The 26,913-nt window shown below is 64.6% G+C and carries 23 protein-coding genes and 1 tRNA gene; 5 read left to right on the forward strand and 19 right to left on the reverse strand.

Features of this window, described 5'->3' with window-relative positions:
- Positions 1-15 precede the first annotated feature (15 nt).
- Complete coding sequence (gene mazG / locus ACV1FX_RS07395; protein WP_473116890.1) at positions 16-867, forward strand: nucleoside triphosphate pyrophosphohydrolase; 852 nt, start codon at positions 16-18, stop codon at positions 865-867.
- Between the two features lie 48 nt (positions 868-915).
- Here mazG and hflX read toward each other — a convergent pair whose 3' ends face one another.
- The 7 genes from hflX to dusB form a co-directional block, all read right to left on the reverse strand.
- Positions 916-2,298 (reverse strand): GTPase HflX, encoded by a 1,383-nt coding sequence (gene hflX, locus ACV1FX_RS07400; protein WP_473116891.1) that lies wholly within the window; start codon positions 2,296-2,298, stop codon positions 916-918.
- Between the two features lie 11 nt (positions 2,299-2,309).
- On the reverse strand, positions 2,310-2,558 hold the full coding sequence (gene hfq / locus ACV1FX_RS07405) for an RNA chaperone Hfq (protein ID WP_007591126.1): 249 nt from the start codon (positions 2,556-2,558) through the stop codon (positions 2,310-2,312).
- 255 nt (positions 2,559-2,813) lie between these two features.
- Positions 2,814-4,184, reverse strand: a complete 1,371-nt coding sequence (gene ntrX, locus ACV1FX_RS07410; RefSeq protein WP_473116892.1) for a nitrogen assimilation response regulator NtrX — start codon at positions 4,182-4,184, stop codon at positions 2,814-2,816.
- Between the two features lie 17 nt (positions 4,185-4,201).
- The gene (locus ACV1FX_RS07415; RefSeq protein ID WP_473116893.1) at positions 4,202-6,577 is read right to left on the reverse strand and encodes a sensor histidine kinase NtrY-like; all 2,376 of its coding nucleotides are present in this window, start codon (positions 6,575-6,577) and stop codon (positions 4,202-4,204) included.
- Positions 6,578-6,825: 248 nt separating this feature from the next.
- Positions 6,826-8,268 (reverse strand): nitrogen regulation protein NR(I), encoded by a 1,443-nt coding sequence (gene ntrC, locus ACV1FX_RS07420; RefSeq protein WP_473116894.1) that lies wholly within the window; start codon positions 8,266-8,268, stop codon positions 6,826-6,828.
- A gap of 9 nt (positions 8,269-8,277) precedes the next feature.
- Positions 8,278-9,453 carry a two-component system sensor histidine kinase NtrB gene (locus ACV1FX_RS07425; RefSeq protein WP_473116895.1) on the reverse strand — a complete coding sequence of 392 codons (1,176 nt, stop codon included), beginning with the start codon at positions 9,451-9,453 and terminating at the stop codon, positions 8,278-8,280.
- The gene (gene dusB / locus ACV1FX_RS07430; protein ID WP_473116896.1) at positions 9,450-10,451 is read right to left on the reverse strand and encodes a tRNA dihydrouridine synthase DusB; all 1,002 of its coding nucleotides are present in this window, start codon (positions 10,449-10,451) and stop codon (positions 9,450-9,452) included. The genes ACV1FX_RS07425 and dusB overlap by 4 nt, the downstream gene beginning before the upstream one ends.
- A gap of 280 nt (positions 10,452-10,731) precedes the next feature.
- On the opposite strand from dusB, the gene ACV1FX_RS07435 reads away from it, so the two are divergent.
- The 3 genes from ACV1FX_RS07435 to ACV1FX_RS07445 are packed head-to-tail and all read left to right on the forward strand — an operon-like array spanning position 10,732 to position 13,316.
- The gene (locus ACV1FX_RS07435; protein WP_473116897.1) at positions 10,732-11,913 is read left to right on the forward strand and encodes a bifunctional 2-C-methyl-D-erythritol 4-phosphate cytidylyltransferase/2-C-methyl-D-erythritol 2,4-cyclodiphosphate synthase; all 1,182 of its coding nucleotides are present in this window, start codon (positions 10,732-10,734) and stop codon (positions 11,911-11,913) included.
- Between the two features lie 3 nt (positions 11,914-11,916).
- Complete coding sequence (locus ACV1FX_RS07440) at positions 11,917-12,522, forward strand: CinA family protein (RefSeq protein WP_473116898.1); 606 nt, start codon at positions 11,917-11,919, stop codon at positions 12,520-12,522.
- A 20-nt stretch (positions 12,523-12,542) separates the two neighbouring features.
- Positions 12,543-13,316, forward strand: a complete 774-nt coding sequence (locus ACV1FX_RS07445; RefSeq protein ID WP_473116899.1) for an alpha/beta fold hydrolase — start codon at positions 12,543-12,545, stop codon at positions 13,314-13,316.
- A 51-nt stretch (positions 13,317-13,367) separates the two neighbouring features.
- Here the strand turns inward: ACV1FX_RS07445 and ACV1FX_RS07450 are convergent, their stop codons facing one another.
- A complete protein-coding gene (locus ACV1FX_RS07450) occupies positions 13,368-13,838 on the reverse strand; it encodes a type II toxin-antitoxin system RatA family toxin (protein ID WP_473116900.1) in 471 nt (156 codons plus the stop codon).
- A 6-nt stretch (positions 13,839-13,844) separates the two neighbouring features.
- On the reverse strand, positions 13,845-14,801 hold the full coding sequence (gene lipA, locus ACV1FX_RS07455) for a lipoyl synthase (RefSeq protein ID WP_473116901.1): 957 nt from the start codon (positions 14,799-14,801) through the stop codon (positions 13,845-13,847).
- A gap of 130 nt (positions 14,802-14,931) precedes the next feature.
- Between lipA and ACV1FX_RS07460 the strand changes: the two genes are divergently transcribed.
- Positions 14,932-15,534 (forward strand): DNA-3-methyladenine glycosylase, encoded by a 603-nt coding sequence (locus ACV1FX_RS07460; protein ID WP_473116902.1) that lies wholly within the window; start codon positions 14,932-14,934, stop codon positions 15,532-15,534.
- A gap of 111 nt (positions 15,535-15,645) precedes the next feature.
- Here ACV1FX_RS07460 and ACV1FX_RS07465 read toward each other — a convergent pair whose 3' ends face one another.
- The 10 genes from ACV1FX_RS07465 to ACV1FX_RS07510 all read right to left on the reverse strand — a co-directional run bounded on the left by ACV1FX_RS07465 (position 15,646) and on the right by ACV1FX_RS07510 (position 26,897).
- On the reverse strand, positions 15,646-18,519 hold the full coding sequence (locus ACV1FX_RS07465; RefSeq protein ID WP_473116903.1) for a valine--tRNA ligase: 2,874 nt from the start codon (positions 18,517-18,519) through the stop codon (positions 15,646-15,648).
- Positions 18,520-18,662: 143 nt separating this feature from the next.
- A complete protein-coding gene (locus tag ACV1FX_RS07470; protein ID WP_473116904.1) occupies positions 18,663-19,436 on the reverse strand; it encodes a PopZ family protein in 774 nt (257 codons plus the stop codon).
- 309 nt (positions 19,437-19,745) lie between these two features.
- Entirely contained in the window at positions 19,746-21,152 is a 1,407-nt protein-coding gene (locus tag ACV1FX_RS07475) for a TolC family outer membrane protein (protein WP_473116905.1), read from the reverse strand.
- Positions 21,153-21,360: 208 nt separating this feature from the next.
- The gene (locus tag ACV1FX_RS07480; protein ID WP_473116906.1) at positions 21,361-22,026 is read right to left on the reverse strand and encodes a protein-L-isoaspartate O-methyltransferase family protein; all 666 of its coding nucleotides are present in this window, start codon (positions 22,024-22,026) and stop codon (positions 21,361-21,363) included.
- Between the two features lie 137 nt (positions 22,027-22,163).
- On the reverse strand, positions 22,164-22,343 hold the full coding sequence (locus ACV1FX_RS07485) for a hypothetical protein (protein ID WP_473116907.1): 180 nt from the start codon (positions 22,341-22,343) through the stop codon (positions 22,164-22,166).
- A 165-nt stretch (positions 22,344-22,508) separates the two neighbouring features.
- Positions 22,509-22,583, reverse strand: a tRNA-Asn gene (locus tag ACV1FX_RS07490).
- 154 nt (positions 22,584-22,737) lie between these two features.
- Positions 22,738-23,106, reverse strand: coding sequence for a hypothetical protein (locus tag ACV1FX_RS07495; RefSeq protein WP_473116908.1), 369 nt, complete (start codon positions 23,104-23,106; stop codon positions 22,738-22,740).
- Between the two features lie 230 nt (positions 23,107-23,336).
- Entirely contained in the window at positions 23,337-25,040 is a 1,704-nt protein-coding gene (locus ACV1FX_RS07500) for a flotillin family protein (protein WP_473116909.1), read from the reverse strand.
- 11 nt (positions 25,041-25,051) lie between these two features.
- Complete coding sequence (locus tag ACV1FX_RS07505; RefSeq protein WP_473116910.1) at positions 25,052-25,723, reverse strand: OB-fold-containig protein; 672 nt, start codon at positions 25,721-25,723, stop codon at positions 25,052-25,054.
- A 10-nt stretch (positions 25,724-25,733) separates the two neighbouring features.
- Positions 25,734-26,897 (reverse strand): PspA/IM30 family protein, encoded by a 1,164-nt coding sequence (locus ACV1FX_RS07510; RefSeq protein WP_473116911.1) that lies wholly within the window; start codon positions 26,895-26,897, stop codon positions 25,734-25,736.
- Between the last annotated feature and the right edge of the window lie 16 nt (positions 26,898-26,913).

A 26,913-nucleotide genomic window follows, 5' to 3' on the forward strand; every position in this document is an offset into this window, starting at 1 on the left:
GAGAATTGGCCCGCAATGACCCCTTCCCGCGACATTTCACGCCTGATCGAGATCATGGCGACGCTGCGCACGCCGGTCACCGGCTGCCCCTGGGATCTCGAGCAGAATTTTGCGACGATCGCGCCCTACACGATCGAGGAGGCCTATGAGGTCGCCGACGCGATCGCGCGCGGCGATTTCGACGACCTTCGCGAGGAGCTCGGCGATCTCCTGCTCCAGGTCGTGTATCACGCGCGCATGGCGGAGGAGGAGAACGCCTTTGCGTTCGGCGATGTGGTCGAGGCGATCACGCGGAAGATGATCCGCCGCCACCCGCACGTGTTTGCCGACAAGGACGGCAACATCCAGCCCGCGGGCGTCAAGAGCGCGTGGGAGCGCATCAAGGCCGAGGAAAAGGCCGAGCGCGCCGCGCGCAGACCGCCGGAGGAGACGTTGCATAAATCACTACTGGCGAGCGTCAAGGCCGGCCTGCCTGCGCTCTCGCGCGCAATGGCCTTGCAGCGCAAAGCCTCCACCGTCGGCTTCGACTGGAACGATCCGCGCGCCGTGCTGAAGAAAATCCGCGAGGAAGCCGACGAGATCGAAGCCGCGCTCGATCGCTCCGACAAAGAGGAGCTGGCTGAGGAAACCGGCGACCTGCTGTTCGCCCTCGTCAACCTCGCCCGTCATGTCGACGCCGATCCGGAAACCGCGCTGCGCGCGACCAACGCAAAATTCGAGCGCCGCTTCGCTTACATCGAGCGGACGCTGGAAGCGAAGGGGCGCACGTTGGAGCAGGCCTCTCTGGAGGAGATGGACGCGCTGTGGAATGCGGCGAAGGTGGAGGAGAAGTCTGCAGTCGATCGACGCAAGGAAGCCGACCGCTAACTCGATCGTCGTCCTGGCTTTCGCCAGGACGACACTTGTTATCTGGCGTTACGCAGCCTGATGCGGCACGGCGTCGAAGCGGTTCACGACGATATCCCGCTTGGTCTCATCCACGCGCACGGTCATGTCGAAGCGGCCGTCGTGCAACTCTTTCGCCAGCACTTCGGAATTGCGATGCAGCCACGAGATGCCGGCGCCGTCGGCGGCATCGATGGAGAGATCGAGCGTGGTGCGCTTTGCCGCCAGCCGCTCCTCGATTGCGGTGAGGAGTGCGTCAATCCCCTCGCCTGACACGGCCGAGACCAGCATCGCCGGATGATCCGATGGCCGGCGCGCAGCGATGTTCAGGAGCTCCTCGCGCTGCTCGGAATCGAAGCGGTCGACCTTGTTCCAGACTTCAATGATGCGGCCGGAGTCGTCGGGATTGATGCCGAGCTGGCGCAGCACGGCGTCGACGTCGCTCTGCTGCGCCTCGGCATCCTCATGGGAGATGTCGCGAACGTGCAGGATGACGTCAGCCTCCAGCACCTCCTCCAGCGTGGCGCGGAACGCCGCAACCAGCTGGGTGGGGAGATTGGAGATGAATCCGACGGTGTCGGACAGCATCGCCTTGCCGCCGTGCGGCAGGTTGAGCGCGCGCAGGGTTGGATCGAGGGTGGCAAACAGCATGTCGGCGGCCTGCACGTCGGCGCGTGTCAGACGGTTGAACAGGGTCGACTTGCCGGCATTGGTGTATCCGACCAGCGCGACGACGCGATACGGCACGCGCTGGCGGCCGGCGCGATGCAGACGCCGCGTGGCCTGGACTTTTTTCAGCTCACTCTCGAGCTTGGAGATGCGTTCCTGGATCAGCCGCCGGTCGGCTTCGATCTGCGTCTCGCCCGGACCGCCCATGAAACCGAAGCCGCCGCGCTGGCGCTCCAGATGGGTCCAGGAACGTACCAGGCGCGAGCGCTGGTAGTTGAGATGCGCGAGCTCGACCTGGAGCGCGCCCTCCTTGGTCTTGGCGCGACGGCCGAAGATTTCCAGAATCAGGCCGGTGCGATCGAGCACCTTGGCGTTCCAGGCTTTCTCGAGATTGCGCTGCTGGATCGGCGAGAGCGCACAGTCCATCACCACGAGCTCGGCCTCGAGGCTCTTGATCAGCCCGGTGATCTCCTCGACCTTGCCCTTGCCGAGATAGGTCGCGGGGCGGATCTGGCTGATCGGCGCGACCAGCGCGTCGGCGATCACGAGGTCGATGGCGCGCGCAAGGCCTGTGGCCTCTTCGAGGCGCGCCTCGGCATTGCGCAGGACATGGGCTTCCGATTGCGCGTCGGCTCCGCCGGCGCGCACGCGCATGTAAGGGCCAACGACGATCACCCGCCCTGTCTGTCCAGCCCCTGCCGACCGCGGACGGTCAGCACCCCCGTCGAAATTCCGGGGTTCCAATCAGATCACTCTCAAGCCGGCTGATCCTCGCCGCCTTCGAACAGCTGGATCGGGGCACCCGGCATGATGGTCGAGATCGCATGCTTGTAGACGAGCTGCGAGTGACCGTCGCGCCGAAGCAGCAGACAGAAATTGTCGAACCAGGTCACAATTCCCTGCAGCTTTACTCCGTTGACCAGAAAGATCGTCAGTGGCGTCTTGGTTTTACGAACGTGATTGAGGAAGGTGTCTTGTAGGTTTTGTGCGCGGTCTGCCGCCATTGTTGTTATCTCGCTTTGAGTTTCTTGTTGTTTGGATAGTCCGACCGGTCGCGGCCTTCTTCTGTGATGTGGGCCACTCCCGGTTGCCTTCCCTCATGAGATCCCCCTCGGAGGGTCGGCGGAACGATTAGAGGACAGGTACGCTTATTAGGCAAGCCGCTTCGCGCGGCAGCCCGCACCCAAATCCTCCGAAAAAATACGGAAATCGATGATTTTTCTCAGATATTGAGATCGTGTGGCAGGCCCGGCGCGGCGCTAGCCGACGCCGAGCGCCTTCAACTTACGGTGTAGTGCCGAACGTTCCATGCCAACGAACTCGGCCGTGCGAGAAATATTTCCTGAAAAACGACTGATCTGGGCAATCAAATAGTCGCGCTCGAACACTTCCCGTGCCTCGCGCAGCGGCAGGCCCATGATGTGCTCGCCATTGTTGCTGGTCGGCATCGCCGGGACCATCGAACCGACGTCCTGCGGCAGCATGTCGGCGGTAATGATCACCTCGGGCCCGCCGGCGGCGAGAATCATGACCCTCTCGACGTTGTTGCGGAGCTGACGGACGTTGCCGGGCCAGACGTGGGACTGGAGCACGGCCATGGCGTCCTGGCCGATCTGGCGCTTGGGCAGCCCCGTGGCCGCCGATATCTGGTCCATGAAATAGTCGATCAGCTCCGGAATGTCCTCGCGCCGCTCGGAGAGCGCGGGCACGCGAATCGGGACCACCGAGAGGCGGTGATAGAGATCCTCGCGGAAAGTGCCGGCTGCGATTTCCTCTTCGAGATTGCGGGCAGTCGAGGAGATGATGCGCACGTCGACCTGCACCTTGCCCGTGCCGCCGACCCGCTGGAACGACTGCTCGACCAGCACGCGCAGAATCTTGTTCTGGGTCTCACGCGGCATGTCGGCGATCTCGTCGATGAACAGCGTGCCGCCATGGGCCTCTTCGAGCGCGCCAGGCTTGCGCGGCTGCTCGCCATTGGACTGCTCGACCCCGAACAGCTCGTGCTCCATCCGCTCCGGCGTGATCGCAGCAGCGTTGATGACGACGAAGGGGCCGTCGGCGCGGCCCGAGGCCGCGTGGAGCGTACGTGCGGTCAATTCCTTGCCGGCGCCGGCGGGACCGACGATCAGGATGCGGCTGTTGGCCTTGGCCGCGCGCTCGATGGTCTGGCGGAGCTGGTTCATGCTGGGCGAGCGGCCGGCGAGCTGGCTCGCCGTCGGGGCGAGCTGCTTGAGCTCCCTCACCTCGCGTTTGAGCCGCGAGTTCTCCAGCGCCCGCGTCGCCACCAGGATCAGGCGGTCCGCCTTGAACGGTTTCTCGATGAAGTCGTAGGCGCCACGCTTGATCGCAGCGACCGCGGTCTCGATGTTGCCGTGACCGGAGATCATGACGACCGGCAGGTCGGCATTGTCCTTCTTGACCTGCTCGAGCAATTGCAGGCCGTCGAGCTTGGAGCCCTGCAGCCAGATGTCGAGGAACACCAGGTGCGGCCTGCGGTTGGCGATCTCGGTCAGCGCCGAATCGCTGTCGCGGGCAGTTCTGGTGACAAACCCCTCATCTTCCAAAATGCCCGCGACGAGATCCCGAATATCGGCCTCGTCATCGACAATCAGAATTTCATTTGCCATGGGTCGCGCCCGCTCTGTCAGTTGCCTGTTGAGGCTTCGATTCTTGTTGCATCATTAGTCGTTTCTGCCGGCTCTTTGGTTTCAGCGGCCGGCATGTTTGTGTCCGGTACTTTGGCAGTTTCCCGGGCTCTCTGGGCCGCATCCTTCACATCGACGGTGTTGGCATGGCCCGAGATCGCAAAACGCATTCGCATCCAGGCGCCGCGCTGGCCTTCCCGGAAGTCGGAGGCATCCTTCAATTCGATGCGCCCGCCATGGTCTTCCAGGACGCGGCCGACGATCGCAAGGCCGAGGCCGGTGCCCTTGGCGCGAGTTGTCACATACGGCTCAAGGAGCCGCGAGCGCGCGACCTTGGGCAGGCCGATACCGTTGTCGACGACGTCGATCAGCACGTCCTCGGCCTCGCGCGAGACCACCACATCGATGCGGCCCTTTCCGCCATCCTTGCCGAGTTCCTCCGGCGGCACCTGCTCGATCGCCTCCGTCGCGTTCTTGACGATGTTGGTGACGGCCTGCGAGATCAGCCGGCGATCGAACTGCGCGCGCAGCGGGTCGTCCTTGAACGTGGTCTCGATGTCGAGCTCGGGATGCGCGACCTTCATCAAAAATACCGCCTGCCGCACGGTGTCGACGACGTCCTCGCCTTCCATCACCGGTTTTGGCATGCGTGCAAAGCGCGAGAACTCGTCGACCATACGTCTGATGTCGTCGACCTGGCGCACGATCGTGTCAGTGCACTGGTCGAAGATCGATTTGTCCTTCTCCTCGGTGATGGTCTTGCCGAATTTGCGGCGAATGCGCTCGGCAGAGAGCTGGATCGGTGTCAGCGGGTTCTTGATCTCGTGCGCGATGCGGCGCGCCACGTCGCCCCAGGCCGAAGTGCGCTGCGCCGACACCAGCTCGGTGATGTCGTCGAGCGTGATGATGTAGCTGTCGCGCGGCTGGCTGGTCTTTTCAGCGCTGACGCGGACCGACAGGTTGCGCTCCTGTCCGTCACGCATGATGGTGATCTGGCCCTGCACCAGCCGCTGCGTCCCTTCCCGTGCGGTCTTCATCATGTCGTCGAGCTCGGGCAGCACCTCGGACAAGGGATGGCCCAGCGTCTCGGACTCGGCGTGACCGATCAGCTTCTCCGCGGAGCGGTTGAGGATGCCGACACTGCCGGAGGCATCGACGCCGATGATGCCGGCGCTCGCCGAGGACAGCACGGCCTCGATGAAGCGGCGGCGGCTGTCGATCAGGTCGCTGGCGCTGACGAGCTCGTCGCGCTGGCTGCGCAGCTCCTGGGTCATCTTGTTGAAGGTCTCGCCGAGCTGGGCGAGATCGCCTTCGGATTTGTGCACGGGGACTTGGACGTGGAGGTCGCCGGTCGAAACCGTATGGGCTGCGTTCATCAACCGCCTGATCGGCGCCACCAGCCAGTTGGCGAAGTTGAGGCCAATCAGCACCGAAGCCATCAGGATGGTCAGCGCGATCACCGCGAACATCAGCGCGAACGCGACCTGGATGCCGAGCCGGCGCGACTCGATCTGCGCATATTCGGCGACGCCGAGCTGAGTCTGCTTGACCTGCGCCACGACGCGAGGGTCGAGCTGACGCGCAACATAGAGGAAGGTGTCGCTGAAGGCGCGGAGCCGGATCACGGCCGCCACGTAGTTGTTTTCGGGCAGGACGGCGATTTCCGGCTCGCTCTCGCCGACATTGCTGAGGAAGTCTGGCGCCGGAGGGGAATAGGCGAGCCGGATGCCCGTATCCGCCGATTCCAGGATGTTGGTATCCTTGTCGATGATCATTGCGCCCGGCAGGTTCCGGGAGCTCGCGCTCGCCGTCAGCAGCTCGCGAAACGACCGCCGGTCCTGGTCATAGAGCGGTCGGGCGTGCGCAATATCGTTGGCCATTCCCAAGATGTCGCCGCGAATAAGCTGCGCGTGATCCTGCATATAGGCGAGAGCGATCGTCAGCGAGTTCTGGATCACCTCCTTGGTCGGGCCCGAGAACAGCCGGTCGAGACCGCGCTCGATAGTGACATTGGCGACGATCGCGACCAGCACCGCGGGCAACACCGCGATCACCGAAAACAGTCCCACGATCTGGAAATGCAGCCGCGCCGCCGCCCGCCCCCGCCGGCGCGCCTGGATCATCTGCCAGATTTCGTGGACGATGATGCCGACCAGAAGCAGGATGGTGCCGGCGTTGATCATCAGGAACGACCTGACGACGTCAGGCGTCGGCTCGATGCGGGTCAGTCCGGTCAGGACGACGAAGGTCAGGAAGGCCGAGAGCAGCGCCAGCACCACGGCGAACGCCGCCAGCCAGCGGCGCGGCGACCAGCGCCGGGCTTCTGAAGCTGGAGACGTATCAAAGGCTGCGGCCGAGGTATCTGCGCTGGTCATTCCGGCAATGGTGATGCTGAAAAACGGGATCCGTGGGTCACGGATACTGATGCATTCATATCACATTGTTGCCGAATTGCGACAATTCCGCGGCGCGTTAACCCCGATGGATGACCGCATCCACAGGGCTGCGCGGTCATTCCGGGGCGGTCCGCCAGGACCGAGCCCGGAATTTCGAGATTCTCAGGTGAGCGATTGCGCACCATGGTTCGATGCCAACGCATCGTCCCGGAATGACGTCGGAAGGACTAGCCCCCGCTCCGATACACCTGGATATCCAGATCCCGGATCTTCTTGCGCAGCGTGTTGCGGTTGAGGCCGAGCAGGTCGGCGGCGCGGATCTGGTTGCCGCGGGTCGCGGCGAGCGCGGCCGTGAGCAGCGGGACCTCTATCTCCTTGAGGATGCGGTGATAGAGGCCCGGCGGCGGCATGCCGTTGGGGAAGCCCTGGAAGTGCGTGGACAGATACGCCTCGACGGCCCCGCCGAGATTGTCGACGCCCTGCTGGACCGCCGCGCCCGGGCTGACCGTGGGTGGTGCGAGCTCGCCGTCGATGACCGAGCCGGTGATCACGTCCTGCGGATAGAGCGCTGCGAGGCGGCGGGCGAGGTTTTCGAGCTCGCGCACGTTGCCGGGCCAACGGTGCTGCTTCATCCGCTCCAGTGCCAGCGCATCCAGCTTTTTCGGCGGCAGGCCGTCCTTCTCGGCGAGTGCAAAGAAGTGGCGTACCAGATCAGGCAGGTCCTCGATGCGTTCGCGCAAGGGCGGCAGCCGCAGTGGCACGACGTTGAGGCGGAAGAACAGGTCCTCGCGGAACAGCCCCTGCTGGATCAGGACGCGCAGGTCCTTGTTGCTGGCCGCGACGATGCGCACATCGGTCTTGATCGGGGTGCGGCCGCCGACGGTGGTGTATTCGCCCTGCTGGAGCACGCGCAACAGACGCGTCTGCGCCTCCATCGGCATGTCGCCGATCTCGTCGAGGAAGAGGGTGCCGCCCTCGGCCTGCTCGAAGCGGCCGGACGCACGAGTGTTGGCGCCGGTGAATGCGCCGCGCTCATGGCCGAACAGCTCGGATTCAATGAGGTCGCGCGGGATCGCGGCCATGTTGACGGCGACGAACGGACCGTTACGGCGCTTGCCGTAGTCGTGCAGCGCGCGTGCCACCAGCTCCTTGCCGGTGCCGGACTCGCCCGTGATCATCACGGTCAGATCGGTCTGCATGAGCCGCGCCAGCACGCGGTAGATCTCCTGCATCGCCGGCGAGCGGCCGACGAGCGGGATCGCTTCCATCTCGGCATCTTCGTCGGGGCTCGACGTCCGCTCCTTCGGCTCGGCCAGCGCGCGGCCGACGATCGCGATCAGCTCCTTCAGGTCGAAGGGCTTTGGCAGATATTCGTAAGCCCCGCGCTCGGAGGCCCGGATCGCCGTCATGAACGTGTTCTGCGCGCTCATCACGATGACCGGCAGGTTCGGCCGCATCTTCTTGATGCGCGGCAACAGGTCGAAGGCGTTTTCATCCGGCATCACCACGTCGGTGATGACGAGATCGCCCTCGCCCTGGCTGACCCAGCGCCACAGCGTGGCAGCGTTGCCGGTCAGCCTGACTTCGTACCCTGCCCGGGACAGAGCCTGATTAAGAACCGTGCGGATGGCGGTATCGTCATCAGCAACGAGAATGCTACCTGCGGGCATATTCAATCCTCATTTTGCCCCCTGTGACGCAGGCGACGGCTTCCCGGCAGAGTCGGCGCGACTGCTTTGATCGGCGTGTTTGATGGAGGTCGAGTACATCGGCATCAGCACGCGGAAGGTGGTCTTGCGCGGCTGAGACTCGCATTCGATGATGCCCCCGTGATCTCCGACGATTTTTGCGACCAGCGCCAAACCGAGACCGCTGCCGGTCTGCTTGGTGGTCACGAAGGGATCGAACAGGTTGGGCAGAAGATCGTCCGGCACGCCCGGTCCATTGTCCTTGACGCAGAATTCGAGCGGCAGTGATACCCGGGATTTTTGACCGGGCACTGACAGGCGCACGCCGGGACGGAAGGCGGTGGTGAGCTGGATCTCGGCGTCGGGCACGTCGATCAGGGCTTCCGCGGCGTTCTTCACGAGATTGAGGAACACCTGGATGAGCTGGTCCTGGTTCGCGAGCACCGGCGGCAGCGAGGGGTCGTAGTCCTCGACGAAGCGGATGTTGCGGGCAAAGCCGGATTGGGCGAGCCGCTTCACGTGATCGAGCACGGAATGGATGTTGACCGGACCGCGCACCACGGGCCGTTCGTCGCCGAACACCTCCATGCGGTCGACCAGCGTCACGATGCGGTCGGCCTCGTCGCAGATCAGGCGCGTCAGCATGCGATCTTCCGAGGAGGCCTGCTGCTCGAGGAGCTGGGCGGCACCGCGGATGCCGGAGAGCGGATTCTTGATCTCATGCGCGAGCATCGCGGCCAGCGCGATCACCGAGCGCGCGGCGCTGCGATGGGTGAGCTGCCGGTCCATCTTGTCGGCGATGGTGCGCTCCTGGAGCATCACCACGATGTGGCCCGGCCGCTCGGTGAGCGGGGCGACGTGCAGGTCGACCTGGCGGTCACCACCCATGCGCGGCGTGCCGAGATCGACCTTGTATTCGTTGACCGGCGCATTCAGCGAGCGCACCTGGTCGATCAAGGCCAGCAAGGGACTGCCGAACGGCACCAGCTCCTTGAGGGACTGGCGCTTCAGGAACTGCGTCGATATCTCGAAGAACGCTTCGGTCGCGATATTGGCGCCGACGATCTTGCCATCCGGCCCGATCAGCAGCACGGGATTGGGAAGTGCGTCCAGAATCGCATCGGCGTCGGACGGAAGCGGCCGACGATGTTCAGCGGCTGAGCTCATGCAGCAGCGCTCCATGCGAAGTCGTCGAAGGCATCTTGCAGCGAACGATGAACGGCCCGCGGATCCTCGGATGTGAGGATGTTCTGGCGCCAGGCCTTCAGCTTCTCGGTCGGCGCGCGGCTGAGATGTGCGGCGACGTCGAGCGCCCAGCCGAGATGCTTGCGCGCATGCCTGAGGCCGATGCGCAAACCGTAGAGATCGCAGACGCCCTCATAGAGCGTGCGGACATAATGGAGTTGATCGCCGAGCGAAGGTGCGGCTTCCTCCGCCCCACCCTGAAGGCGCCGGCCGATCTGGCCGGGCAGCCAGGGCTGACCCTGCGCGCCGCGGCCGATCATGACGGCGTCGGCGCCGGAGGCCTCCAGCGCTGCCACGGCCTTGTCGTAATTGGTGATGTCGCCGTTGACGACCAGCGGAACCGAAATCGCTGCGCGAACGTCGCGCACGGCGTCCCAATCGGCCTCGCCCTTGTAGAACTGGCAGCGCGTGCGGCCATGCACGGTGATCAGTTTGACGCCCGCGGCCTCCGCCCGCCGCGCCAGCTCCGGCGCATTGCGGGTTCGGTCGTCCCAACCGAGTCGCATCTTCAGCGTGACCGGGACCTTCACAGCCGCGATCGTCGCCTCGATCAGGCGCACGGCGTGGTCGAGGTCGCGCATCAGCGCCGAGCCGGACTGGCCGCCGGTGACGTGGCGGGCCGGGCAGCCCATGTTGATGTCGATGATGTCGGCGCCTTCCGCTTCCGCGATCCGAGCGCCCTCCGCCATCCAGTGCGCCTCGCAGCCGGCAAGCTGCACCACATGCGGCCCGAGGCCCGTTGCTTCGCAGCGCAACCGCGACATTCTGTGACCGTTCGCGAGCTCGTCGCTGGCCGTCATCTCAGACACGACGAGACCTGCCCCAAGCTCCGCGGCCAGCCGTCGGAAGGGGGAATCGGTCACCCCCGACATAGGCGCCAGGAAGACCGGGTTGGCGACATCAATATCGCCTATTTTCAAGGGCTTAACGCCTAATCCTACCGAGCCGGTCACGGACGTCTCGTCTCAAAGGCCGGCGCCTCATCGCGCCTGCCACGACCTATCTTGCGCACAATTCTTGTGCAGTCAAGCGTCATGCCTACACTTTAGACAGTTCTTCCAAACTTTCAAGTGCAGTGCAGCAAAAAGCTGTGGCTGACATTCCGGCAATCAGCGCTGTTCTTCCCCGGCGACCGTGCTAGAGGCATGCCAAAATCACCTCTCGCCCCATTCATCACTACCAATTGAGTATTTAAGCGCTATGGCGAAATCAGAGCGGACCGCAGTTGTTCTCGTGGCGGCCGGGCGCGGGCTTCGCGCAGGCACGGGCGGGCCGAAGCAATACCGCGCCATCGGCGGCGTTCCGGTGATCTTTCGCGCCATGGAATCTTTCAGCAACCACCCCGACGTCGCGCTGGTGCAGCCGGTCCTGAACCCCGACGACAGCGCCATGTTCACGGCGGCGGTGAAGGGCCTGCGCCACGAGCCACCAACCAGCGGCGGTGCGACGCGGCAGGCTTCCGTGCTCGCCGGCCTCGAGGCGCTCGTCCCGCACAAGCCGGACCTCGTGCTGATCCACGACGCGGCCCGCCCCTTCGTCTCGCAGGCGCTGATCTCCCGCGCGATCGACGCCGCGAGCCGCGATGGGGCCGCCATCCCCGCGATCCCCGTCAACGACACCGTCAAGCTGATCGGCGAATCCGGGCATATCGCCGATACGCCCGAGCGCGCGCGCCTCAGAATCGCGCAGACGCCGCAATCCTTTCGTTTCGATGTCATCCTCGACGCGCATCGTCGCGCGGCAAAGGACGGACGCTCCGATTTCACAGATGATGCGGCGATCGCCGAATGGGCGGGATTGACGGTCGCAACCTTTGAAGGCGATGTTGCAAACATGAAGCTCACCACCCCCGAAGATTTCGTCCGCGAGGAAGCGCGTCTCGCCAGCCAGCTCGGCGACATCAGAACCGGGACCGGCTACGACGTGCACGCCTTCGGCGAGGGCGACCATCTCATGATCTGCGGCGTGCGCGTGCCGCACAGCAAGGGTTTCCTCGCTCATTCCGACGGCGACGTCGGCCTGCATGCGCTGGTCGACGCCATCCTCGGCGCACTCGCCGACGGCGACATCGGCTCGCATTTTCCGCCGAGCGACGCCAAGTGGAAGGGCGCCTCCTCCGACCAGTTTCTGAAATATGCCATCGAGCGCGTCACGATGCGCGGCGGCCGGATCGCCAATCTCGAGGTGACGCTGATCTGCGAGCGGCCGAAGATCGGCCCTCTGCGCGACACCATGCGCGCGCGGATCGCTGAAATCTCCGGCATCGAAATCTCGCGCGTCGCGGTGAAGGCGACGACCAGCGAGCGGCTCGGCTTCACCGGCCGCGAGGAAGGCATTGCGGCGACCGCGAGCGCCACCATTCGTCTTCCCTGGGGTGTGTGAGCCATGGGCGGCAGCGACGCACGCGCCCTCTCCCGCTCGCTGCTCGATCTGTGCCGGATGCGCAAGCTGACGATCGCGACCGCCGAGTCCTGCACCGGCGGCCTCGTCGCGGGCGCACTGACCGACATCCCCGGCTCCTCCGACGTGATCGACCGCGGCTTCGTCACCTATTCCAATGACGCCAAGCGCGCCATGCTCGGCGTCGAGGCGAGCACGCTCGTGAACTTCGGCGCCGTCAGCAAGGAGACCGCGACTGCGATGGCGGTCGGCGCGCTGGAACGCGCCGGCGTCGATCTCGCGGTCGCCATCACCGGCATCGCCGGCCCTGGCGGCGCCACGCCCGGCAAGCCGGTCGGCCTCGTGCACTTCGCCGCCGCCGCGCGCGACGGTCGCATCATCCACCGCGAGCACCGCTTTGGCGGGATCGGCCGCAGCGCGGTGCGCCAGCGCTCGGTGGTCGAGGCACTGCGCATGCTGATGGACCTCGCCCGCGGCCCGCAAGCCGCCGCAAAGCCGCGCCGTGCGGCCCCAAGCCGCCTGCGTACACGCGTGGCACGCTCACCACGCCGCGGCGCAGTCGTGAAGCGGCGCCGGCCGCCGAGGGGCTGAGGCAAACTAAGAACGCTGCGATGAAGTCGATTCGACTGAAGGCCACGGGCGCCAACCTGCTCTATCACGACATCCCTGGACACGGACTGCCACTGATCTTCATTCATGGATTGGGTTGCGCGTCCTCCTGCGATTATCCCGTCGTCGCTTCCGATCCTGCGCTGGCAGGAAGGCGCATCATGCTGGTTGACCTTCTGGGAGCAGGCTTCAGCGATCGTCCCGCAAAGTTCGGCTACTCGATCGCAGACCATGCGAGCAGCGTCGTGGAATTCGTGGAGGCAATCGGCCCGGAGGCCGTCGATCTCTTTGGCCACAGCATGGGCGGATCAGTGGCCATCATGGCCGCAAGTCTGCTCGGCCAACGCATCCGGTCCCTCGTTCTGAGCGAACCCAATCTTGATCCGGGAGGCGGCATCGTGAGTGGGAAGATCGCGGCCATGTCCGAGGCCGACTACGTGGCCCGCGGACACGACCACTTGGTACGAGCTTCCAGACTCGAGGGCAATCATAGCTGGGCGGCGTCACTGGCCGTCAGTGAGCCCTTCGCGATTCATCGTGCGGCAACTTCGCTTGTCGCCGGCAGCGATCCGACTTGGCGAGAATTGCTGCACAGTCTGTCGGCCCCCAGAACCGTGATCTTTGGCGAAGCCTCTTTGCCGAACAGCGGCGATCCGAAACAGCTTCCGCAACAGGGCGTGCATGTAGGCATCGTCCCGAACGCCGGACACGCAATGGCGTCAGACAATCCCAGTGGATTGGCGCTGGCCGTGCGAAAGGCGCTGGGCGTTGCTTGACGCGCTGGCCGGCATTCCGAGCTGGATAAGCCGCGACAAGAACTCGCCAGGCTATGACGACGTGAGCTTCGGCCGGCCGTAGATAGCGTCTGCCCGCTTCTCGAATGCGGCGGAGAAGCGCGCAAAGGCGGTATCGAACATCGAGCCCATCAGCATCGCGAGCATGCGGCTCCTGAACTCGTAAGACAGGAAGAAGCCGACGTCGCAGACGCCCTCGCCCTTCGGCTCGAAGGTCCAGCGGTTTTCGAGATTGCTGAAGGGGCCCTGCAGGTACTCGACCAGGATCTTCAGATTGGCGCGATCGAGCGTGACGCGGCTGGTGAAGGACTCCTTGACCAGCTTGAACGACACCGTCATGTCGGCGGTCAGCACCTCGGTGCCGTCGGGTTTTGCGATGCGCTGGCGAACCTTGAGCGCGCTGCAAAGCGGCACGAATTCAGGGTAGCGCTCGACATCGGCGACCAGATCAAACATTTCGGATGCGCTGTGATTGACACGGCGCTTGCTCGAAAAACGGGGCATATCGGTTCAGCGGGCCGTCGTTGCCCGCGCTGCCTTCAGTCTCGCGAAATCTTCGCCGGCATGATGCGACGAACGGGTCAGCGGGCTCGCCGACACCATCGAAAAGCCCTTGGTGTAGGCGACCTTTTCATACGAGGCGAACTCGTCCGGCGGCACGTAACGCATCACGGCGTGGTGCTTGCGGGTCGGCTGGAGGTATTGCCCAATGGTGAGGAAGTCGACTTCGGCCGAGCGCAGATCGTCCATCACCTGGAGCACCTCGTGGCGCTCCTCGCCAAGGCCGACCATGATGCCCGACTTGGTGAAGATGGTCGGATCGATCTCCTTGACCCGCTGCAACAGCCGGATCGAATGGAAATAACGCGCGCCGGGCCGCACCGTCAGGTAACGCGACGGCACGGTCTCGAGGTTATGGTTGAAGACGTCCGGCTTGGCTGCGGCGACGACCTCCAGGGCTCCCTCCTTGCGCAGGAAGTCGGGCGTCAGGATCTCGATCGTGGTGGAGGGGCAGGCAGCGCGGATCGCGCGGATGGTCTTCGCAAAATGCTCGGCACCGCCATCGGCGAGGTCGTCGCGGTCGACCGAGGTGATCACGACATGGGCGAGCCCCAGCTTGGCGGTAGCCTCAGCCACGTGCTCCGGCTCGGCCGCATCGAGCGCATTGGGCAGGCCGGTCTTGACGTTGCAGAAGGCGCACGCACGGGTGCAGGTGTCGCCCATGATCATGAAAGTGGCGTGCTTCTTGTCCCAGCACTCGCCGATGTTCGGGCAGCCCGCCTCCTCGCACACCGTGTGCAGGCCGTTGGCGCGCACGATGTTGCGGGTATCGGCATAGCCGCGGGTGTTCGGCGCGCGCACCCGGATCCAGTCCGGTTTCGGCGGCGAAGCGGCATCGGGCCGGTTCACTTTTTCCGGGTGACGCGGGCGCAGCGGATTGGTGATGGTATCGACAATAACGACCATGGGGTGTCCGGTCTGTTCAGGTTCTACCTAGTCGGTATCGCAGGGCATCGCAACCCGGCTCGCGCCGCTTCAGGGAACATGGCAGATATGGGCAATATCCTGCTCTGTCGTCTAGCGATTCTCATCTCGAATGGCTCCAAAATCGAAGCCCTCCACACCTGCCCTTGGCAAGCCCCTGAAGCGGGCCTTCTTCGCGCGCAGCGTCCATGAGGTCGCGCCCGACCTGGTCGGTGCGACGCTGCTGGTGAACGGCGTCGGCGGGATCATCGTCGAGGTCGAGGCCTATCATCATACCGACCCGGCCGCGCACTCCTATCGCGGGCCGACACCGCGGAACCAGGTGATGTTCGGCCCGCCCGGCTTTGCCTATGTCTATCGCTCCTACGGCATCCACTGGTGCGTCAATTTCGTCTGCGAGGAGGAAGGCTCGGCCAGCGCTGTTCTGATCCGCGCGCTGGAGCCGACCCATGGGATCGCCGCAATGCGCCGCCGGCGCCATCTCGTCGACCTGCATGCGCTGTGTTCGGGGCCGGGCAAGTTGACGGAGGCGCTCGGCATCACGATCGCGCACAACGCCCTGCCCCTCGACCGCCCGCCGATTGCGCTGCATGCGCGCACCGGCGAAATGGAGGTCGCGACTGGCATCCGCATCGGCCTCACCAAGGCGGTCGAGCTGCCCTGGCGCTATGGCGTCAAGGGCTCGAAGTTTCTGAGCAAGCCGTTTCCGAAGTGAGGGTCATTCCGGGTTCGATGCTGCGCATCGAACCATGGCGCGCAATCGCGCACCTGAGCATCTCGAGATTCCGGGTTCGGCTCTTCGAGCCGCCCCGGAATGACAACAGGTTCACGACACCTGCTTCAACCGCTCCTGCGCCTCAAGCAGCTTTGCCTTGCGCGCCAGCGCTGCCTCGCGCTTTTCGCGCTCCTCCTCGACGACCTCTTCGGCCGCATTGGCGACGAATTTCTCGTTCGCCAGCTTGGACTCGGCACGCTTGATGTCGGCATCGGCCTTGACGATCTCCTTGTCGAGACGCGCGCGCTCGGCTGCGAGATCGACCACGCCCTTGAGCGGCAGGGCTGCGACCTCGCCGCGCACCAGGATCTGCACTGCGCCGTCGGGCGCGCGATCGGCAAACGAAATGTCCGAGAGCCGCGCCATGCGCTTGATGACGTCGGTCCAGCGCGGCGCACGCTCCTTCGTCTCCGCGGAGGCGCCGGCCAGCACGAGCGCCGTCAGCGTTGCCGGCGGGATGTTCATCTCGGCGCGCACCGAACGGATCTGCGTCACGAGATCGATCACCCAGCCGATCTCGGCCTCCGCCGCAGGATCGGTGAAGTCGGCGTGGTCGAAGATCGGCAGCACCATCGGGGAAATGAAAGCCCCGTCATTCGGCATCGATGCCGCCACCATCGCCAGTTCTTCCGCCGTCGGCCCGGTCGACTTCAGCGGCCAGGGGGCCAACGTGAGAAGTCCCTCGCGCTTGGCGGTCACTTCCCACAGCTCTTCGGTGATGAAAGGCATGAAGGGGTGCAGCAGCTTCAAGATTTCGTCGCGCGCCCAGGCAACCATGGCGCGGGTCTCGGCCTTCGCCGGACCGTCGGGACCGAGCAGCACGGGCTTTGCGAGCTCGACATACCAGTCGCAATAGACGTTCCAGACGAAGCGGTAGATCGCGCCCGCGGCATCGTTGAAGCGATAGGCCTCGATCGCCTCCGTCACCTCCCGCGTGGTATGCGCCGTCTCGTGCGCGATCCAGCGGCTCAGCGTCTGCGTCGCCTTTGCAGGCTCAAAACCTTCGGGCACCACACACTGGTTCATTTCCGCGAAGCGACAGGCGTTCCATAGCTTGGTCGCGAAATTGCGATAGCCCTCGACGCGGCTGGTCGCGAGCTTGATGTCGCGCCCCTGCGCCGCCATCGCCGCCAGCGTGAAGCGCAGCGCGTCGGCGCCGTACTCGTCGATCAGATGCAGGGGATCGATGACGTTGCCCTTCGACTTCGACATCTTGGCGCCCTTCTCGTCGCGAACGAGGGCGTGGATGTACACGGTCGAGAACGGCACCTCCTTCATGAAATGAAGGCCCATCATCATCATCCGGGCGACCCAGAAGAAGATGATGTCGAACCCGGTGACCAGAACGTCGGTCGGGTAGTAGCGCTTCACCTCCGGCGTATCGTCGGGCCAGCCGAGGGTGGAGAACGGCCACAGCGCGGAGGAGAACCAGGTGTCGAGCACGTCCTCGTCGCGGGTGATGAAGCCTTCGCGCTTGTCGCGGTCGAGCGCCATCTCGCGCCCCTGCTCCGGCGTGATCACCTCCTGCTCGACGTAATAGCCGAGCGCGTGGCTGACGGCCTCCTCCTCGGTCTCGGCGACGAACACCTTGCCGTCCGGGCCGTACCAGGCCGGGATCTGATGGCCCCACCAGAGCTGGCGCGAGATGCACCAGGGCTGGATGTTCTCCATCCACTCGTAATAGGTCTTTTCCCAGTTCTTCGGCACGAAGCTCGTCTCGCCGCTCCGCACCGCCGCGATGGCGGGCTTCGCCAGCGTCTTGGCGTCGACGTACCATTGGTCGGTGAGGAAGGGCTCGATCACGACGCCGGAACGGTCGCCATGCGGCACCATGTGGGTGTGCGGCTCGATGCGCTCGATGAAGCCGAATGCCTCCAGCCGCTCGACGATGCGCTTGCGCGCGGCGAAGCGCTCCACGTTGTGGAATTCCTCGGCGAATTGCGCGGCGCCTTCCGGCAGGTCGTGCAGGTAATCCTCGTTGTCGACGAGGGCGAGACAGCCTTCCTTGTCGAGCACGCTGATCTGGCGCAGACCATGACGCTTGCCGACCTCGAAGTCGTTGAAGTCGTGCGCCGGCGTCACCTTTACCGCGCCCGAGCCCTTCTCGGGGTCGGAGTAGTCGTCGGCGACGATTTTGACCTTGCGGCCGACGAGCGGCAGGATCACGTGCTTGCCGACGAGCTTCTGATAGCGCTCGTCCTCGGGATGCACGGCAACGCCGGTATCGCCCAGCATGGTCTCCGGGCGGGTGGTGGCGACGACGATGAAGCTCGCGGGATCGTCGGGGCTGAAGCTCTTGCCCTCGATCGGATAGCGCAGATACCAGAGGCTGCCCTTGACCTCGACCTGCTGCACCTCGAGATCGGAGATAGCGGTGAGCAGCTTCGGGTCCCAGTTGACCAGCCGCTTGTCCTTGTAGATCAGGCCATCGCGGTGCAACTCGACGAACACCTTGATGACGGCCTTCGAGAGACCCTCGTCCATGGTGAAGCGCTCGCGCGACCAGTCGCAGGAGGCGCCGAGCCGCTTGAGCTGGTTGATGATAGTGTCGCCGCTCTCGGCCTTCCACTCCCAGACCCGCTCCAAGAATTTCTCGCGGCCCATCTCCCGGCGGCCGGGCTGCTGACGTTCCATCAGCTGCCGCTCGACCACCATCTGGGTCGCGATACCGGCGTGGTCGGTGCCGGGCTGCCACAGCACGTCGCGGCCGCGCATGCGCTCGAAGCGGCACAGCACGTCCTGAAGCGTGTTGTTGAGCGCGTGGCCCATGTGCAGCGAGCCCGTCACGTTCGGCGGCGGGATCACGATGGTGAAGGGGGTGGCATCGCGCCGGTCGGGACGGCCTGCCTTGAAGGCAAGGCTGTCCTCCCAGACGACGGACATGCGGGCTTCGATATCGGAGGGCTGGTAGTTTTTCTCAATCATGGGGCTGTTAAAAAGCCGTGCGCGGGGGCCAAGTCAACGGAAAGTGTCAACGGAAAGCGCGGCGGCGGAGCGGCTTCCCGGCCCGGTCGGCTGGCCGAATGGGTCACAAGAGCGCGGCTTTATCGGGGCCGCGCGGCCCGGCCTCATCGGCCGCCGCGCGAGACCCGCTCGATCTCGGCCTTCACGATGCGTTCAACGAGCCCCGGCAGGTTGTCGTCGAGCCAGGATTTCAGCATCGGCCGCAACATCTCCTTGACCAGATCCTCCAGCGTACGCGCATTCGAGCTCAGCACGGTATGGGCCAGGGAATTGAAGGCGGATTCAACGGCCGAGACCGTCGTCTGGGCCAGGATCGGCTGCTGCGGCGGTAGCGGCGGCGCGTCGAAATCAATCGGCTGGTAGGACGGTGGCGGAGGAGCCGCCCGGAACGGCGACGCCGCGGCCTCGGCGAATTCGACATCGTTGCCCGGCTCGACCTTGCGAAAGCTCGGTGGCGGCGGCGCGGGTGTTTCCACCGCCATCTCGTCGGTCAGTTCGAGCACGTCGGGCTCGGGCTCGGGCTCGGGTTCCGGCGCCCGCATCTCGGGTGCGGGGGTGGCCTCGTCCAGCCCTGCCAACAGTGCGTCGATGTCGTCCTGGTTGTTGCTTGCGGCCGGCGCTGGCGGCGGCGGTGCCGCAGGCTTTGCAGCCGGTGGTGGCGCCGCGGGCTTTTCGGCGGCAGGTTTCGCCGGCGCGATCTTGGACGGGGGAATGTCGTTCATCGCGGCCGGCTTGGCTGCCGGCGCGGCTGCGGGCTTGGCAGGTTCGGCAGCCTTCTCGGTCAGCGGCGGCTTGGCCTCATCGTCGGCAATGATGCGCCGGATCGAGGCCAGAATCTCCTCCATCGAGGGTTCTTGGACCTTTGCAGGCTGCGTCATCTCCGACTCCACATCATCAACGCCCTCGCATGCGTTGTTTTACACCAAGCACGACAGGATTGGCCGGTTCCGAAGGGGTAGCTCGGCATTTTCGCCGCGACAGCCTGACTTGTCCCCAGATCAGGCGATTGCGACTCATTGCGCGGCGGTGCGCCCCTGCCCACGTCACCGAAGCTCTACGCAAACAACACGAGGTGCGGCGCGAATCGCGCCATCACTTCATTGAAAGGCTATGTCAGGGCGTTTGATGATTGCAAGCAAACCGCAAATCGGCATCGCGACGAGGCGACGCCGATCTCATCGCGGAGATCAGCGTCCGTCGGGAGTGCGCACGCCGGCCCAGCTGTCGCGCACTTGCTGATAGTGCACGCTGGGATCGTAAACGTTGGTCTTCAGGCCCAGTACCTGCGGAGACAGGCGGCCGACCGAGCTGAGAACGCTATAGGAGTTCACGACGCGATCGTGTTGCGCGTTCACGAGGTTGATGCGGGCGTTGACCAGCGCCTGCTGTGCGTTGAGGACGTCGAGCGTGGTGCGCTGTCCGGCCTTTGCCTCCTCGCGCACGCCGTTCAGTGCGATCTCGGATGCCGTCACCTGGGCCTGTGCCGATTGCACCTGCGCCTTGGATGCCTCGAGCTGGCCCCAGGCAGATACGGTGTTGGACCGAGCCTGGTCGCGGGTTTGATCGAGCGCAAGCCGCTGCTGCGCCAGCGTCTCCTTGGACTGCCGGATCAGCGAATATTCGGCGCCACCCTGATAGATCGGTACCGAGGCCTGCGCGATGGCGGATGCGCTGAAAGAGCGATACGCAATCAGGGTCTGCTCGTAGCTCTGCGAAACGCCAACAACGAGCGAGATCGATGGCAACAGCGCGCCTTCGTTCACCTTCACGTTCATGAAAGCGACATCGATGCCGTACATCGCAGCCGTCACCGTCGGGTTTTCGATCAGCGTGAGCTCGACCGCTTTCGGCAGCGATCGCGGCAGCAACCGATCCACCGGCGAGCCGGGCGCGAGATTGACGGGCTCGTTGCCGATGATGCGTCGATAGTTCGCACGCGTCGCCGTCAACGTGGCTTCAGACTGCTGCTCGAGGGTCTTGCCCGCCGCCAGCTGCGCTTCCGACTGTGCGACGTCGGTCCGGGTGACTTCGCCAACGTTGAAGCGGTCTTGCGTCTGCTTCAGCGTCTGCTCGAGCACGCGGACGTTGCTCTTGTTGACCTCGACCGTCGCCGAGTCGCGGAGATAGTCCATGTAGGCCTGCGCTGCTGAAAACAGCACTTGCTGATCGAGCGAGCGCAATGCCTCCCGTGCGCCCGAGACTTGATTCTCCGCGGCCCGAGTCCGGTTAGCGGTCTGGTTGCCGTTGAAGAGCGTCTGCGACACGGTAAGAGCGGCAGCACGCGGAGCGTTGGCGTTGTGTGATTCGGTCCGCACGATGCTGGTTGGCGAGCCGCCGGACGTCGCGAGGTTGTCGAGGTACTGATAGCCCACGCTCGCCGTCACATTGACCTTGGGGCGATATCCGGACAACGCCTGCGGCACGTTTTCGTCCGTCGAACGGACCTGTGCGCGCTGCGCGTTGAGCTGCGGATTGTCCTGATAGGCGCGTACAAGCGCGCCTTCGATCGTCTCCGCCAACGCGGACGACGGCCCGGCGAGCGCCATCAGGAGGACCGAAACCGCAGCTCCGGTGAAGAGCTTCACCCCATGCATCCCAGAAATTCCGTTTCATTCTTATCGCCGGCTCGTGCCCGCGAGCCGGGTGACAGAGAGTCGTTGCCCCCGGCGCACCATAGGACGGAGGCAAGCCGGACGGAACTACCTGACGGTTGTTTGCGGCGGAAACTCTTCACGTGCAGCATCCCTGCCACACTTCTGATTCAAAACGGTATTTTTAACGGGTTCCACCCCGTCAGAATACTCAGAATACGAAGGCAGGTGCCCGCGCGAGGCCCGGAAGAACCGGAGCTGCTGCGTCGAACAGCGCGCGGTAGCCAAATTCGCCGTGGGTGCGGGTCACGATCATGGCCCGCTGGGGCGTCGTCTCGGCCGACACGCCAACCAGCCGCCCGCCCTCCTTGAGCTGCTCGAACAGCGCGCTGGGCGTCACTTCGGTCGCCCCGTTCACGACGATTACATCGTAGGGAGCCGCCGCCGGATCCCCATCGCCGCTGGGCGCCGCAGCGCACGCTGCATTCGCAAATCCCAGGGCGGCCAGATTGCTCTTCGCTTTTGCAGCGAGCGCCGAATCGCTTTCCGTGGCCGTGACTTGCGCAGCGAGCCTGGCGGCAAGGGCGGCGACGTAGCCAGTGGCGCAGCCGACCACCAGGACACGATCGCCCTCGCCGATCTCGGCCGCCTGCAGCAGCTTGGCGGTCAGCGCCGGCTTGATCAGATACCGCTTGGCCGATCCGCCTTCGGCCACGTCGAGGTCGAGATCGAGATAGGCGAGCGCCTGCCGGCTTGCCGGCACGAAAGCCTCGCGGGGAATCGTGAGCATGGCATCGAGGATGCGGCGATCGGTGACGTCACTGGTGCGCACCTGGCCATCGACCATCTTTTGGCGCGCGGTCGCAAAACCGGACATTGGGGAACCCTGGAATGCGGACGGCGCCGCGGGAAAACATCGCGGCATCTTTGGAACATGCCCCGCCAAAACGCAACACGGCGATTGCCTCAAGGCGGGAGCCTCGGGCTTGTGACGCAGCTCTGGCGCCCTGCGCCCTACTCGATCGCGACGGCGAGCCGGCCAATCAAGGCGGCAACCTCATCAAGCCGAGCCGAATCGCGTTTCTCGACCGCACGGGCCAGCAACGCGAGGCATTCGTCGTCGCTGAGATCGGGGATGTCGGTGGGCAGAATCGAGGGGACCAATTGGGAATGGTCGACCTGAACGTTCGGCATCGGAATCAGCTCCGCGTAAGCCCAGCGTCAGGAAACCTCGATTTGAATTGAGTCGATTTGGCGTCGTTCCAATGTCGGCGCAGCGAACGACGTGCACGTCCGCGTGAACAAGCTCGCGCTCCGCCATGGCGGCGTGCAGCAAGATATTGAATTTGATGCGGAATTTGGCTCCCCGGGCTGGATTCGAACCAGCGACCATCCGATTAACAGTCGGATGCTCTACCGCTGAGCTACCGAGGAAAAGGGCGAACCGACGTTCGCGCGCGGCTGCGTATAACAAAGCCTCCGGCGCTTGCAAAGGACGAATTCGTCATATCCTCGCCATCAGGAGGAAGGGCTCCCCTCCCTTCCCGCCGGTACTGCCACGGCGCCAAAGGCGCCGTGATTTCGACGCTCACTCCGCGATGAAGGAGGTCGTCTTGGTGCCGGGGTCGTAGCGCAGCCTCAGCACGTTGAACTTGCAGAGGTTGACGTTCTTCCAAAGGACGGACTCGTTGTAGTTCTGCCAGTCGACGCGAATGTTCCAGACGCATCCTTCATCGTCATCGTCGAACTCGACATAAGTGCTCGCCTGGTTCTGCAAGGTCTTGTCGAGCTCGTTGTCCCATTCGTCCAGACCATCGTCCGGCGAATTGAAGCCGAGGAATTTGATGGCGTAGCCGGTCTCGTTCACGACGGAGACGTTGCGGGAATCCGCCGCCTGCGACGGCACGGCTGCGACGGAGAGGCCGAGTGCAATGAGCGCAGAAAGAAAATAATTCATGAGAGCCCCGATGAAGAAGAACATCCGGCGCCTGCACGTCATGGGCGCAGGTGCCGGGGCAACCGATGGCGTTGCCTTGCAATGTTCGTCCGGAGAGCGATCGAGCCGCTCAAGTCACGATCGACCGGCACTCCGGAACGGTACGCCACGCGAGAGGCGCACGGCCTGTTCTTATCGACTGGGGCTCACGCCAGCAATGAATGGACATTCATAGCCGGCGCGTTCGCAGCCTACTCCGCGGCGTCGGTTGTCTGGGGCGCAGGAACGCTTCCCGCAACCTCGACCGCAGCGCCATTGCTCTTGCCGGTGACGGCGCCGACGAGCGCCTTCACGGGATCATCGCCCGGTGCAAAGCCGCTCTGGCGCAGGATCTCGTCGATCATCGGCCGCAGCGCATGCACCTTCAAGAGTTCGCCGGCAAGACCTTCGCCGAAACCGGCATTGCTGCCGCTTGGGCCGTTGCCGCCGAACGCGCCGCCGGTGTGCAGGATGCGGACGTCCTTGATGTTGGCGATCGGCTTCACCATTTCGGCGAGCGCCGAAGGCATCATCTCGATCCGCTTCTTGGCGATCTCGAAATCGATCACGTTGCTGCCGAGCTTGTTCTGCGCCTCGTTCTTCATGGTGATGACGGCCGCCTCGGCTTCACCGATGTTCTTGACGCCGACCGCCTTGATCTTGTTGGCCTCGGCTTCGGCGCTGGCGAGCGTCTTGGTGGCCTCGGCGCGGTCGAGCGCCGCCTTCTTTTCGGCTTCGGCCGCAACGATCAGCTCGGTCGATTTGCGTTCGGCCTCGGTGCGTGCTGCGAGCACCTGGGTCAGACGGGCGCGGTCGGCGACCTCGACCGCACGTGCGGTCACGACCTTTTCCTCTGCGGACACGGCGACAGCTTCTGCAGTCTTCGCTTCGGCGACGGCTTCGGAGGTCTGCTTGCTCTTGGCAGCGATCTGGATCTCGTTCTCCTGCGTCGCGATCTGGATCTCGCGCTGGGCGTCGGTCTTGCGCTTGTTGATCGCGAGATCAGACTCGATCACCGCCGTTTCCTTGATCTGCTTGGCGCCGGCCTCCTTCTCGGCGACCGCCCTATCCGTGTCGATGCGGGCGTTCTCCTCGGTCAGGCGCGCGGTCTGTGTCGCGGTGGCCACTTCGGCGCGCGTGCTCGCGGTCTTGTTGGCGATGTCGCGCTCCTGCGAGAGCTCGGCTTCCTTCTTGGTCCGCTCGATCCCCAGGGTCTGCTGCCGCGCCTCGAGGTCCTTTTGTGCGATCGCCACCTCATTGTCGCGGACGATAGCGTTGCGGTCGCGGCGGCGGGTCTCGGTGATGGTCTTGAGCTGGGTGAGACCCTCCGCGTCGAAGAAGTTTTCCGGGTTGAAGAACTTCACGTCGGTCTGGTCGAGTTTCGTCAATGACACCGACTCCAGTTCAAGTCCGTTGGACTTGACGTCGGACTCTACGGTCGCCTGCACGTGCTTGACGAAATCGCTACGCTTCTCCTGCAGTTCCAGGATGGTCATGGTCGCAGCCACCGAGCGCAGGCCGTCGACGAACTTGGCCTCGACCTGGCTGCGCAGGGCTTCGGCGTCGTTGGTCAGCGCGCCCAGCGTTTGGCTCGCCAGCGCAATGCTCTCATCATCGGGGCGGACGCGGACATAGAACTCGGCGACGATATCGACGCGCAGCCGGTCCTTGGTGATCAGGGATTCCCGCTCCTTGCGCTCGACCGTCAGCCGCAGCGTCTTCAGGTTGACGCTGGCATAGGAGTGGAAGATCGGCAGGATCATGGCGCCGCCGTCGAGCACGACCTTCTTGCCACCGAGACCAGTGCGGACGAACGCCTCGTCGCGCGTGGCGCGCTTGTAGAGGACAGTGAAGACGATGCCCAGAACCACGATCAGCGCGACGCCGATCATGGCCGGGACTGCGATGTCGAACATAGGTCTCTCCGCTAATTGCTTTGCTGATTGCTTAGAGTGGATTTGGACGGTTTGAGTTCATCGCCGGCTTTCACCGCCACGAAGCGGGTGCCGAGGCGATCGACCAGCAGGACGAGGCTTCCCTGCGCCAGCGGCTCCGACGACGGCGCCGCGACTGCCCAGACGAAATGCCGGTTGCCATGGATGTCGGCGACGCTGACCCGGCCGGGCGGACCCTGGTCCAACGGCCCGATGACGACCTCGCCGACGCGACCGACGAGATCGCCGAGGCCGACGACGTAGCTTTCGTCCTTGGGAATGATCCTCGCAATGAACCCGCTGGAGATGCGCACCAGCGGGATCGACGCGACCACCGCACCGAGCGAGGCGACGCTCGCCGGCAAGGGGCCGGCGACCATCCGCGCAATGTCCTGAATCAAAAAGCCGGTGATCGAGAACGCGCCGAGGAGCAACAGCAGGAAGATCAAGAGCGGCACGCCGCCGAGATTGATCCAGGAGATCGCATTGATCACGCCGCTGTGGCCGGGGTGGCCGAAGTCGACGGCATTGCCGAGGATTTCGCTCAGGGAGGCCCCGACCATCATCGAGACCACCTCGACCGAGCCGACGATGACGATCATGGCCGCCGCGATCGCGAACGGCCTGACCTCAGGCGCCATCACATGTTCGAGCAGAACGCTCATGACACGGCACTCAGGAGCGCGTCTTCAGCCGCGCAAGCCTCGCCGCAATCTCCTTGTCGCGATGCAACGCGCTGAGCTCGTCGATGTCGCTCGAAAACGGAATGCCGGCCGGCACGCCGGTCGCCCGCGCCACGGCCCTGCCCGCGCGCATCGCCTTTGCAGCGGCCGAGTTGCCGGTCTGTTTCTTCGAAGTCGCGGTCGAATGCGTGCCCGCGGCCGCCTCGCTCTTCTCGAGATCGGCGCGCCGCTGCTCGGCATCCTGGAGTGCCGAGAGCACCGCGCGCAGCGAGGTGACGCAATTCTCGATCTTCTCGTTGTTCTCGTCGATCGCACGCGACAGCACCTCGAACTGCGCTTCGAGGTCCATCTGCCGCGCGATGCCGGCGCGGGCGAGGTCGTCACGGTTGTCGTCGATCGCGCCCTGGATCTTTGCGGCGAGATCTGTCATCGCGCGCTCGATCTCGCTACGGCGGGCATTCAGCCGATATTCCTCGGCGCGCGCGGCCGCGAGCGCCTCGCGCGCTTCGTTCTCCGCGCTCTCGATCTCGCGAATGGCCTGACCCACGACCTTCAGCTTGTTCTTGCCTTCGGCCTGCTCGATCGCGTCGTAGGCTATGCCTGCGATCAGGCGCCCGACCCGTGACAGGAAGTTCTCGGGAGCGGCAGCGATGGTATCCATGGCGTTCTCCTCCTCTGGCAGGTTGTTCGGCGTGACGCCGTAGTGAATTTCGAAACCGTCGTCGGTGCGGATCAGATGGGCGGGCACGCTCTGGCCCCAGCCCTCGGCGTAGCCGACGTAATCGAAGGGCACGCTGAAGCGCCCCTGCACGGTGGCGATCGAGATCGTGGTCGGACCCTTGAGCTTGGCGAGCTTGTCGTCGAGCGGCAGCCGGCGTGCGCTCGCCGCGCGATATTCAGCGCGGTCGCGCAAGCCCAGCGTTACCAGGCGTGACGGCAAGCCGGTCTGTTTTCGGATGGCGTCGTAGGCGTGGGCATGCAGCAGCACGACGTTGGAGCCCACATTATGCGTGCGGGCGACCTCCTCCAGGATCTCCATCATGCGGTCATAGGCCTCGAAGGTCGCCTCCAGCGCGGCTTTGACGGCCGGCTCAGGGGCGAGCCTGTAGCGCAGCGCGGACGGCGCTTCTCGGGGCGACGGGCTCATGGAAAGCACTAAAGCACCATTTTGG

The sequence above is a fragment of the Bradyrhizobium ingae genome (assembly GCF_055791185.1).

Bases quoted from the DNA above. Each gene is read 5' to 3' on its own strand.
- mazG (WP_473116890.1), top strand. From the start codon at position 16: ATGACCCCTTCCCGCGACATTTCACGCCTGATCGAGATCATGGCGACG.
- hfq (WP_007591126.1), bottom strand. From the start codon at position 2,558: ATGGCGGCAGACCGCGCACAAAACCTACAAGACACCTTCCTCAATCAC.
- ntrX (WP_473116892.1), bottom strand. From the start codon at position 4,184: ATGGCAAATGAAATTCTGATTGTCGATGACGAGGCCGATATTCGGGAT.
- ACV1FX_RS07415 (WP_473116893.1), bottom strand. From the start codon at position 6,577: ATGACCAGCGCAGATACCTCGGCCGCAGCCTTTGATACGTCTCCAGCT.
- ntrC (WP_473116894.1), bottom strand. From the start codon at position 8,268: ATGCCCGCAGGTAGCATTCTCGTTGCTGATGACGATACCGCCATCCGC.
- ACV1FX_RS07425 (WP_473116895.1), bottom strand. From the start codon at position 9,453: ATGAGCTCAGCCGCTGAACATCGTCGGCCGCTTCCGTCCGACGCCGAT.
- ACV1FX_RS07435 (WP_473116897.1), top strand. From the start codon at position 10,732: ATGGCGAAATCAGAGCGGACCGCAGTTGTTCTCGTGGCGGCCGGGCGC.
- ACV1FX_RS07440 (WP_473116898.1), top strand. From the start codon at position 11,917: ATGGGCGGCAGCGACGCACGCGCCCTCTCCCGCTCGCTGCTCGATCTG.
- ACV1FX_RS07445 (WP_473116899.1), top strand. From the start codon at position 12,543: ATGAAGTCGATTCGACTGAAGGCCACGGGCGCCAACCTGCTCTATCAC.
- ACV1FX_RS07450 (WP_473116900.1), bottom strand. From the start codon at position 13,838: ATGCCCCGTTTTTCGAGCAAGCGCCGTGTCAATCACAGCGCATCCGAA.
- lipA (WP_473116901.1), bottom strand. From the start codon at position 14,801: ATGGTCGTTATTGTCGATACCATCACCAATCCGCTGCGCCCGCGTCAC.
- ACV1FX_RS07460 (WP_473116902.1), top strand. From the start codon at position 14,932: ATGGCTCCAAAATCGAAGCCCTCCACACCTGCCCTTGGCAAGCCCCTG.
- ACV1FX_RS07465 (WP_473116903.1), bottom strand. From the start codon at position 18,519: ATGATTGAGAAAAACTACCAGCCCTCCGATATCGAAGCCCGCATGTCC.
- ACV1FX_RS07470 (WP_473116904.1), bottom strand. From the start codon at position 19,436: ATGACGCAGCCTGCAAAGGTCCAAGAACCCTCGATGGAGGAGATTCTG.
- ACV1FX_RS07475 (WP_473116905.1), bottom strand. From the start codon at position 21,152: ATGCATGGGGTGAAGCTCTTCACCGGAGCTGCGGTTTCGGTCCTCCTG.
- ACV1FX_RS07480 (WP_473116906.1), bottom strand. From the start codon at position 22,026: ATGTCCGGTTTTGCGACCGCGCGCCAAAAGATGGTCGATGGCCAGGTG.
- ACV1FX_RS07485 (WP_473116907.1), bottom strand. From the start codon at position 22,343: ATGCCGAACGTTCAGGTCGACCATTCCCAATTGGTCCCCTCGATTCTG.
- ACV1FX_RS07495 (WP_473116908.1), bottom strand. From the start codon at position 23,106: ATGAATTATTTTCTTTCTGCGCTCATTGCACTCGGCCTCTCCGTCGCA.
- ACV1FX_RS07500 (WP_473116909.1), bottom strand. From the start codon at position 25,040: ATGTTCGACATCGCAGTCCCGGCCATGATCGGCGTCGCGCTGATCGTG.
- ACV1FX_RS07505 (WP_473116910.1), bottom strand. From the start codon at position 25,723: ATGAGCGTTCTGCTCGAACATGTGATGGCGCCTGAGGTCAGGCCGTTC.